Source organism: Arthrobacter sp. Hiyo1, assembly GCF_001263615.2.
In the GTDB taxonomy this organism is placed as follows: Bacteria; Actinomycetota; Actinomycetes; order Actinomycetales; family Micrococcaceae; genus Arthrobacter.
Genome location: NZ_DF952470.1, coordinates 177,265 through 182,453, shown reverse-complemented (window position 1 = coordinate 182,453; position 5,189 = coordinate 177,265). Strand labels below are relative to the sequence as shown.

The 5,189-nt window shown below is 61.9% G+C and carries 6 protein-coding genes and 1 pseudogene; 2 read left to right on the top strand and 5 right to left on the bottom strand.

The window, feature by feature from the left end; all coding sequences use genetic code 11:
• Window positions 1-210 (bottom strand): annotated as a pseudogene (locus tag AHiyo1_RS25520) (DUF6318 family protein); the annotation flags it as partial.
• 279 nt (window positions 211-489) lie between these two features.
• Between AHiyo1_RS25520 and AHiyo1_RS09800 the strand changes: the two are divergent.
• Together AHiyo1_RS09800 and AHiyo1_RS09795 are read left to right on the top strand one after the other, a co-directional pair.
• Window positions 490-774 (top strand): hypothetical protein, encoded by a 285-nt coding sequence (locus AHiyo1_RS09800; protein ID WP_059388451.1) that lies wholly within the window; start codon window positions 490-492, stop codon window positions 772-774.
• A gap of 2 nt (window positions 775-776) precedes the next feature.
• Window positions 777-998: a helix-turn-helix domain-containing protein gene (locus AHiyo1_RS09795; RefSeq protein ID WP_059388450.1), complete on the top strand. Its 222-nt coding sequence runs from the start codon at window positions 777-779 to the stop codon at window positions 996-998.
• Here the strand turns inward: AHiyo1_RS09795 and AHiyo1_RS09790 are convergent.
• The 4 genes from AHiyo1_RS09790 to AHiyo1_RS09775 form a co-directional block, all read right to left on the bottom strand.
• The gene (locus tag AHiyo1_RS09790; RefSeq protein ID WP_445286216.1) at window positions 976-1,986 is read right to left on the bottom strand and encodes a LacI family DNA-binding transcriptional regulator; all 1,011 of its coding nucleotides are present in this window, start codon (window positions 1,984-1,986) and stop codon (window positions 976-978) included. The two genes, AHiyo1_RS09795 and AHiyo1_RS09790, sit on opposite strands and share 23 nt — an antisense overlap.
• Before the next feature lie 118 nt (window positions 1,987-2,104).
• Window positions 2,105-3,028, bottom strand: coding sequence for a carbohydrate ABC transporter permease (locus tag AHiyo1_RS09785; protein WP_059388448.1), 924 nt, complete (start codon window positions 3,026-3,028; stop codon window positions 2,105-2,107).
• The gene (locus AHiyo1_RS09780) at window positions 3,025-3,906 is read right to left on the bottom strand and encodes a carbohydrate ABC transporter permease (protein ID WP_059388447.1); all 882 of its coding nucleotides are present in this window, start codon (window positions 3,904-3,906) and stop codon (window positions 3,025-3,027) included. Before AHiyo1_RS09780 ends, AHiyo1_RS09785 begins: the two co-directional genes overlap by 4 nt.
• A gap of 46 nt (window positions 3,907-3,952) precedes the next feature.
• The coding region (locus AHiyo1_RS09775; RefSeq protein ID WP_059388446.1) for an ABC transporter substrate-binding protein at window positions 3,953-5,189 on the bottom strand (1,237 nt) is incomplete at its 5' end.

Here is a 5,189-nt window from a genome sequence, read left to right as displayed (position 1 = left end):
AGCGGAAGCGCTGGCAGAGGCGCCGGCGGCTGATGCTGAAGCGGTGGCACTCGGCGTCGTGGCTGGCGTCTTGGTGGGACCGGGCGCAGAAGCTGCCGCACTGACGGTGGCCGACGGCGGGGCGCCGGCAATCGAGGTAGATGATGTCTGCGTCGCGTTGAGGGTGATCGCCCCTGCCAGCCCGACCGCCACCACACCTGCAACGACCATTCCTGCTTTTGCCGCTCGTCGCATTGTTCCCCCTCCCAGACCTGACGGAACATTTGCCTTGAGCGTATGGACTGTTCGCCCGGCCTGGCATGCGTAACCCCTACCCGTCTTTTGACCGGACTACTCGGATCACCACTTGCTCGCCCTGGGGTCCTTGTCCGAGTAGTGGTCCAAGTGACGTGAGTGGCCCGTGGGCCATAACGGGTGCAAGTCACTCATGTGTTGCGTGTGGTCCACGCCTACCGTTGGAAGATCGCGACTTGCAAAGGAGTGATTCCGATGTTCGATCCTTACTCAAGGCACGCTGCTCGGATGCGCAAGCAGCGCCGCCATGCGCTGGCTTCGCGACTTTGCCAGATATTTACCAGGGCAGCCACGCAGGCCAAAAGCACTGCTTCCCCTTTCAAGGTGGGCGACTACGTAGCTGGCGACGACCCCTTCAACGGGTCCCAGGAAGGGGTGGTGGCCGTCATCAAAGGCCCATCGATTGGCTTGAGAACCGTCGTGCCGAGGGGCGGCACCCTGGTCTACTACGACTACCGCCAATTGAGGAGGCCCTGGTGAATATGTCCGCCGCCGGCGTTCCAGCCAACCGGTTCATGACGATCGCCGAGGTTGCCGAGGCCCTGCGGGTATCCAGAATGACCGTCTACCGCCTCGTGAACTCGCACGCCATCCACGCCGTGCGGTTCGGGCGGTCATACCGCGTTCCGGAGTCGGCGGTGGAATCCTACATTGAGCACTCGGCGGTGGACGAGGCTGAGCCTAAGGCAGCCGGTGAGCCGTAAGGGTATTCGGTCCAACCGAGTCGCGTTCCACTGGCGGGCATTCAAGCTTTACCACAGGGCTGCCCGCCGGTTCGTCAACGCCGAGCAGCAAGCGCACGCCCGCGGCGCCAAGCTCGTAGTGCGGCAGCGCGACGGTGGACAGCGGCGGCCGCATGTGCGCCGCGATGACTTCCTGGTTGTCGAACCCCACCACGGCCATGTCCTCGGGAATGGACAGCCCCCGTTGCTTCAGCCCGTCGTAGAGGCCCATGGCCATACGGTCGTTGTAGCAGAAGACTGCCGTGACATCGCGTTTGAGGAGCTCCTCGACTGCTCCGTAGCCGCCCTCCTGGTCAGGATACGCGTCGAACACGAGGTGCGGATCGAAGGCGATTCCAGCAGATTCGAGCGCTTCCCGGTAGCCCTGGAGGCGTCCGTCCTTCGCCGGAGCAGGAATCGTGGCGTTGATGAAGGCGATCCGTCGGTGCCCCTTGCGCACAAGGATTTCAGTGGCTTCCCGTCCGCCGTGGACTTCGTCCGGGACCACCGCCAGGGCGTCGGAGTCCGGGGAGAAGCAGTTCACCAGCACGAAGTCAGTCTCTTGCAACGCAGCGGGGATCTTGGTTGGGCGGTGGAACCAGGTGGAGTACAGGATGCCGCGAACCTTGTGCTCGAGCATCATCGAGATGGCGTCTTTTTCCACGGGCTCGTCGCCCTCGGTGTTGGCGACCAACAGCACGAATCCGTGTTTCCACGCTTCGTCCTGGGCGCCGTGGATGATTTGCCCAGCGAAGGGGGTTGTGGCGATCGCGTCAGCGACGAGTCCGATGAACCGTGAACTGCCGCTCACGAGGTTCTTCGCGAGGGCGTTCGGGCGGTACCCCAGTTCGCGGATGGTGTCCAGGACGCGTTTGCGGGTCGCGGCGCCGATCCTGGCGTCTTTCTTGTTGTTGATAACGAGGGAAACCGTGGCAACGGAGACTCCAGCCCCTTCCGCTACTTCCCGCATCGTCACCGGATGACTCGCCCTCGGAGTCGATGGATGCGAGGGGTTCACCTCGGGTTCTTTCAAGCTTTTTTCAGACGTCATTGGCCCTCCTCCCACAGTCTATCCAGTGGCGGCTTTCTCACCCCTTCGTCGCCCCGCTCTCGAGGCCCTGGATCATCGCCTTGTTGAGGACGAGGAACACGAGCAGCAAAGGAGTGATGGTGATGCAGACAGCGGCGAATGTCGCTGTCCAGTCGACCTTGCCCATTGCTCCGATGTAGTTCTGCAGCCCCAGTGGGATGGTCTTGAGCCCTTCGGACAGAACGAAGGTGTTCGCGAAGATGAAGTCGTTCCAGATGAAGATGCTGTTCACCAGGATCACTGTCACCACCGTGTTGGTCGAGAGCGGAAGGGTGATCAGCCCGAAGATCCGGTACGGGCCGGCGCCGTCCAACGACGCTGCCTCGTAGGTCTCGCGGGGAATGTACTCAAAGAACGACGAAAAGAGGTAGATCGACATGGGAAGGGCGAACCCCGCCAGGGGGATGATCATCGATTGGTAGGTGTCCAGCAGGTTCACGGACGAGTAGTCGATGAACAGCGGCACAAGCGCGATCTGCACCGGCACGATGATGCCGATCAGGAAGAGGCCCCGGACGAATTTGCTGAACCGGAATCCGAGGACCTGCAAGGCATAGGCTGCCATCATCCCGAGAAGGACGATCAGGAGGTTAGCGCCCATCGTGACGATGAAACTGTTCAGGATGTTCTGGCCGAGGTTGCCGGTCTGGAACGCACGGACGTAGTTGTCGAAGCTGATCGAGCTCGGCAGCGCAAAAGGATCACCGGTCGCGAAGTCGTGCTCATTGCGCAGGCTCGTGAGGAACAGCCAGGCGAGGGGGTAGACCTGCACCACGACGATGAGGACGATCAGCACCCTCGACAAGCTTCGGAAGGCGTTTGGTTTACGCCGCCGACGTCGGGGCGCCGGCGGGCTTGGCGGGGCCGGGTTGTTTGGTGGAGCAGGGATCGGCCGGTTAACCGGGGCTGTTTGCGCGGTCATGCGTCAGCCTTTCGTTTGAGCATGAGCAAGATGAATCCGACGGCGACGAGGCACTCCACCACGATGAAGACCGAGATGGTGCTGGCGTAGCCGAAGTCGGTGCTGGTGAATGCGGTTTTGTACATGTACGTCGTCAGGAGCTCGGAGGACTGGCCGGGACCACCGTTGGTCATGAGGTACGGGATATCGAATCCGCGCAGGCCGTAGGTTGTGGCCATGATGGTGGTGGTGATCCACACCGGCCTGATGTGGGGGAACCTGATCTTGGTGAACAGCTGCCATCTGTTGGCGCCGTCCAGGCGTGCCGCTTCTTCAAGTTCCTGCGGGACGGCGAGCAGCGCCGCGTAGATGATGAGCATGTACAGTCCCGTGAACCGCCAGCCTTCGGGTGCCGAAACTGCCGCGAGGACAGTATTGACGTCGGAAAGCCAAGGGCGCTCGAGGCTGCCGAGGCCGATCCAGCCGAGGACTTGGTTGAGGAGACCCACCGGATCGATCGAGTAGATCCGTACGAAAAGGAAGGCGATGGCCACCGTCGAGATCACCGCAGGCAGGAGATACAGGGTTTTGACGAGCTCGCGGCCTCTTCGCAGCGAGGTCAGGAGGCTGGCGACGAACAACGCGCCGCCCAATTGGAGGACGAGGCAGATGGCGAGGTAGCCGAGGGCGTTGAAGAAGGAACGCCAAAACACGCCGTCACCGGTGAGCATGTGCACGTAGTTCGCGAAGCCCACGAACTCCATGTCACTGATGCCGTTCCAGGAGAAGAAGCTGAGGAATAGCGATTGCAGGATCGGGAACAGCACTGCAACGCCGTAGAGAAGCAGCGGCGGGAGCAGGAAGACCAAGACCGAGAGTCGTGATCGATTGGGAAGCATGGGAGGGCCTTTCGGGTGGGGGCCTGGGCCCCCCCACCGCTGCGTCTTATTTGAAGAACTTGGGAGCGTTCTGTGCGATGGTGCTATCCATCGTGCTGGTGAACTCGGCAGGCTTGACGTTGCCCTGGGCCAAGAGCACGAGCTCTTGCTGCAGCCTGCTGTTGGTGGTCGGATCAAGCTGCGTGTCCCAAGGCATCGCGAGCTTCGATCCGAGATCCTTCGCCTGGTCGATCGCCTTCTTGTACAGCGGCGTGGCGTTGGCTGGAATCGTCGTTTGGACATTCGTCGTCGGCGAGAGGGCGCCCGTGGCCGCGTATTCCGAGGGGTACTTGGCGAGGGCGAACTTCAGGAAGTCGCTCACGAGCGGGTCGAAGGTCTTCGAGTTGACCGCCATGCCGATACCTGAGGTTGCCACGTACTCGTTGGCGGCCGTCGCGGAACTCGGCGTGGCCGGAAGCGTGAAGTAGTCGACGTCGTTACGCACCGCCGGGTTCAGCTTGTCGGTCGCGAGGCTGGGCAGTTCCCAGGTACCGATGTTGTACATGGCGGCCTTGCCGGAGGTGAAGAGGTTCTGGGCGTCGGAGTAACCCTGCGAGGAGAAGCCGTCCTGGAAGCAACCTGCCCCTCCGAGCTGGCTTATCCAGTTGACTGTCTTCTGGCCGGTGGCGTCGCTGAACTTCGCGTCACCCTTCTTGAGCTTCTGTACGAAGTCGGGTCCGGCGTCGCGGAAGGGCTGGTAGGAGACGTAGCGCTCAAGGGGCCACTGGTCCTGGCCGTCAAGGGCGACGGGCGTGATCCCGGCCTTGCGCAGGGCCGTGCACATCGCGGGGATGTCGTCGAGTGACTTCGGCACTGATACTCCAGCCTGCTGGAAGAGAGCCTTGTTGTACCAAAAGTACTCGAGCTCGAACTGGAACGGGACCATGTAGAGGGATCCGTCGTCGAAGCGTTGGTAATTCAGTGCGTTCGTCCGGTAGCTGTCGTAGACACCGAGGTCCTTGAGCAGCTTCTCGGCATCCACCATCTTGCCCTGCTTGGCGAGTTGCTGGGCGAAGGGCGTGGCGTCCGTGTCGAACAGCTCCGGGAGCTTGTTCGCGGCAGCGAGGGTTTCGTACTTCTGAATGTAGGAGGGCCGGTCAGGGGTGGTGATCAGGTTGAGGGAAAAGCCGGGATGGGTCTGGGCGTACTCGTCGGCCACCTTTTTCATGACGTTGATGACTGCACCGTCTGCCGGCCGGGACAGCAGCCACGAGATTTGCCGCGGTTTGATGTCCCCGGTGGGG

What these genes read in the sequence shown, in the direction of transcription:
- AHiyo1_RS09780 (WP_059388447.1), bottom strand. Translation starts at nt 3,906, where the DNA reads ATGCTTCCCAATCGATCACGACTCTCGGTCTTGGTCTTCCTGCTCCCG.
- AHiyo1_RS09790 (WP_445286216.1), bottom strand. Translation starts at nt 1,986, where the DNA reads ATGCGGGAAGTAGCGGAAGGGGCTGGAGTCTCCGTTGCCACGGTTTCC.
- AHiyo1_RS09795 (WP_059388450.1), top strand. Translation starts at nt 777, where the DNA reads ATGTCCGCCGCCGGCGTTCCAGCCAACCGGTTCATGACGATCGCCGAG.
- AHiyo1_RS09800 (WP_059388451.1), top strand. Translation starts at nt 490, where the DNA reads ATGTTCGATCCTTACTCAAGGCACGCTGCTCGGATGCGCAAGCAGCGC.
- AHiyo1_RS09785 (WP_059388448.1), bottom strand. Translation starts at nt 3,028, where the DNA reads ATGACCGCGCAAACAGCCCCGGTTAACCGGCCGATCCCTGCTCCACCA.